This is a genomic window from Weizmannia acidilactici (assembly GCF_008974225.1).
GTDB lineage: Bacteria > Bacillota > Bacilli > Bacillales > Bacillaceae_C > Weizmannia > Weizmannia acidilactici.
Map to the genome: position 1 here is coordinate 1 of NZ_BKZR01000076.1, position 3,854 is coordinate 3,854.

General features: G+C 38.6%; 2 protein-coding genes and 1 pseudogene. All 3 read right to left on the reverse strand.

Annotation, left to right across the window (positions count from 1 at the left end):
- Positions 1 to 380: pseudogene (locus tag GBH70_RS16085) on the reverse strand (MurR/RpiR family transcriptional regulator); the annotation flags it as partial.
- Between the two features lie 77 nt (positions 381 to 457).
- On the reverse strand, positions 458 to 2,065 hold the full coding sequence (locus GBH70_RS16090) for an alpha-glucoside-specific PTS transporter subunit IIBC (protein WP_151681978.1): 1,608 nt from the start codon (positions 2,063 to 2,065) through the stop codon (positions 458 to 460).
- Between the two features lie 175 nt (positions 2,066 to 2,240).
- Positions 2,241 to 3,593, reverse strand: coding sequence for a 6-phospho-alpha-glucosidase (locus GBH70_RS16095; RefSeq protein WP_151681979.1), 1,353 nt, complete (start codon positions 3,591 to 3,593; stop codon positions 2,241 to 2,243).
- Positions 3,594 to 3,854 lie beyond the last annotated feature (261 nt).

Sequence of the window (3,854 nt, forward strand, 5' to 3'; positions counted from 1 at the left end):
CAACCTGTGCCATAAGAAAAGATACGGCTGGCTTCCATAATAGAACGAAACATTTCCGTGTGATTGACAGTATTAAAATATTTGATGGTTTTATCAATGTCTTCATGCAATTTGCAATTAATATTTTCCGGCTGGCCGGTCATTTCTTTCAACGTGTTTTCTTCCTTTTTGATTTCATATTTTAATTCAGAAAAACCCGAGTACCCGACCTTCTTGATGGTTCTAAACAAGAAAGAAGCGGAAACATGGCAAAGCTTGCTAATTTCATTTAAAGTTGAATTGCTAACAATATCTTTATGTTCGATAATAAAATTCAGGCATTGTATTTCATCTGAATTTAATTGTTGGAAGCTTTGATTCACCTTTTGTTCCAAATCCATAGAGAGTCAACACCCTTTCTTGTGTCCTTACATCCAATTTTATCACTATATAAGATGTTGACTCTATCCAAAAAGTTTTATTGTTTCAACAGTTCTTCAAATTTTTCCCTGACTTGGGGGACATCCAACCCTACGATAACTTGGAATGCTCTTCCTGCTCTCACAACACCCGCAGCTTTTCCCGCTTTAAATGCGCTATCCGGTTTCACTTTCTGTGGATCTACCACTGTCACTCTTAACCTGGTAGCACAATTGGTCACATCACTGATATTTTCTTTTCCGCCCAACGCATCCAGGTAAATTGCCGCTCTTTCCGAATAAGGGTCTGTGCAAGATGCTGCAGCTGTTTCTTGCACCCCTTGTGCTAATTTTTTATTCTTATAATCCTGTTTTGTCTTTAATGTAATCTCTTCTTCTTCATCCGCTTCCCTGCCTGGCGTTGCAAAGTTGAATTTTAAAATGAAAAATCTAAATACAAAGAAGTAAATAGCCGTGAATAAGAGTCCAACTGCAATTTGCGTTAAATATGTTGTCCAGTGATTTTGAAAAAGCGGAATCCAGTTTTTCCCGGCCATGTCAATAATGCCTCCGCTTAAATCACCAACTACACCAAATAAATACAGTGTCGTATCTAATGTTGCTGCCAATAGGGAATGAATCACCCATAAAAGCGGCGCTACGAACAGGAATGTAAATTCAATTGGCTCGGTAATGCCGGCAAGTACAGATGTAATTACTGCTGGTACCAGCAGGGCCAATACTTTTTTCCTGTTTTCTTTCTTTGCGGTAAAGTAAAATGCCAATGCAATTCCTGGTATACCAAAAACTTTTTCATTGCCATACAGCAGAAATCCCATTTGAGGAGCCATTGATTTCAGCAATTCCTTACTATTTGCAAATGTCTCCAAGTGCATAAGCCACCATTTCGTTAGGCCTTCCGGAACTGCGGCTGGCCCATATTGGAAAGGTATATAAATAAAATGATGAAGACCTGTTGGAATTAAAACACGTTCAAGGAAACAGTAAATCCAAACCCCAACAGGACCTGCATGAGCCATGAATGATTGTAATGATCCGATGCCAAATGAAATTTTCGGCCAAATTAAACAGGTAATGAATGCCAAGGGCAAAACGGTAAAAAAGCCAAGAATCACGACGAAAGCAGAACCCTGGAAGGTGCCCAAAAAATCAGGCAATTTATATTCAAAAAATCTGTTGTGCAAGTAGACAACGATCCCCGCTATAATCAAGGCACCTATGATGCTTGTATTAAAAGTTTTAATTCCGGCAATCATTTTCAAGCCTTCGTTTGTGCTATTTTCAGCTAAAGCCCTTCCGTAATGCATAATTCCAAAAAATTTTCCCCAGTGGGTAAGGATGGCCGCTATAAAATAATTCCATGTAAGATACGTAACCAAAGCTTCCATTGCAGCTCTTCCGGAAGCTTTTTTTGCCAGCCCGATAGGTAGGCCGACGACAAATAATAATTCTATTTGATTAAATACTGTCCATGAACCTTGTTGTACAGTATCCCATATGCCGTACCATAAGGTTCCTTCACTTGCAAGGCTTCCAAAAACAGAAGGATTGCAAAATAATATACTGATGGCCAGCATAATGCCAGCAAATGAGAAAAGTAAAACAGGTGTAAACATTGCACCGCCAAATCTTTGTATACTTTTCATCGTTATCCTCCAGACCGGAAACCGCTTTCCTTTTTAGGAATATGATGAGAAGCGATAAGATCTTTTTTCTTTTTAAAAAGATTTACCGCTCCTCATTTTTGGTTTCACTTAGTAATGATGTAAAGGAGCATGATTAAATAAATTTATTATCCCTTTAGTTGATTACCTTGTTTGATCAGCTTAAAACCGGTTCAGGACGCCCGATTTTTAATTCCGGCCAGTAATCCTTATTTGCTTCAACCAGTTCATCCAAAATAATTTTGGCCAGTCCTGCATCTGGTACAATCTTACTTAAGCTTAATGCTTGCCATAATTTCGTATATGAACCCTCTGTCCAGGCATCGACAACCAGGTTTTCAACACTGTTTTGTTCCTCAATCAACCCTTTTTGGAAGCGCGGGATTTTACCCTGGGCGAGTGGTTCAGGCCCATTTGCACCAATTAAGCAAGGAATTTCCACCATTGTATCAGAGTCCAGATTTTCTACTGCCCCTTTATTTGGGGTAATGACAAGCATGCGTTCTTTTGTGTTATAAGCAATAGCACGGCATAAATCAATAATGTAAGAAGCATGTTCATCTGATTTAAAGGCGCTGTTTGCTGCTGTTCCGGATTCCGTAATTTTGGCACATTCTTCGAAAACAAATTTTTCGCGGCCCAATCTGATTTCATCCGTCCTTGTATGATTCGGATCAGAATGTTTAACAACTTCCTGCGGATATAGATAGTATTTCAGATAAGTGTTTGGCAATGTTTCCGGATCGAGTGCATAGACATTTTTAGCCATTTCAAAAGTCTCTCTCCAGCTTTTTTCTGTCCCGCTTTCATCAGGCAATATATATCCGTGTTCCCTGACATAGGCTTGAAGCTGCGGCATTAAATTATTGCCTTTCTTATCTCTTACAGCCGTCCACCATCCAAAGTGATTCAAACCATAATAGTCGAAATCCAGTTCTTTATAAGAATCTAATTTTAATATTTTTGCCATCCGATCCATAATTCCAATTGGCATGTCACAAATATTGATAATTTTAGATTTCGGTCTTAAGCGATTTGTAGCTACAGCCACGATTGCAGCCGGGTTTGAGTAATTCAACATCCAGGCATTTGGAGAATATTTTTCCATATAGTCAATAAGCTCTAAAACGCCTCCGATGGACCTTAAACCGTAAGCAATTCCTCCAGGCCCTGTTGTTTCTTGACCCACAACCCCATGTTTCAATGGAATTTTTTCATCTTTTTCGCGCATTTCATATTTTCCAACCCTGATTTGTGCCATTACAAAATCGACATCTGTAAACCCTTCTGCAGGATTGGTCGTTGCCAAAAATTCTATTTCCGGGGCCCTTTCTTTAATCATGATAGCGCAAGCATCCGCAATTTTTTGCTGCCGCTCCCCGTCATTATCGTAAAACTTTAAACTTCTAATTGGAAACTTGTCTAAATTGTCTAGCAATGTTAAAACAATTCCCGGAGTATAGGTGCTGCCTCCGCCGGCGATCACTACTGAAAACTTTTTATCTGGCATAGTAAATCTCTCCTTAAAGAAAACGTTATCTTTATTACGTGATCATTATCTCACGAAGAAAAAATTATTCAATAAGATGCAATTGTTTAAAAAATAAATTTGCAAACAAAAAAGAATTTCATTTTCCGAAAAATATTTCATAGATTTTTGCCGCCTTTTCATATCCTTCATAAAGCAGCAATTTTGAGTAAAACGGGCTGCAATCCGGCAAAAGCAGTAAAGTTTTTTATATACAGGTACAGGTAATCGAGTAGGAGGAGG

Bases quoted from the DNA above. Each gene is read 5' to 3' on its own strand.
- GBH70_RS16090 (WP_151681978.1), bottom strand. From the start codon at position 2,065: ATGAAAAGTATACAAAGATTTGGCGGTGCAATGTTTACACCTGTTTTA.
- GBH70_RS16095 (WP_151681979.1), bottom strand. From the start codon at position 3,593: ATGCCAGATAAAAAGTTTTCAGTAGTGATCGCCGGCGGAGGCAGCACC.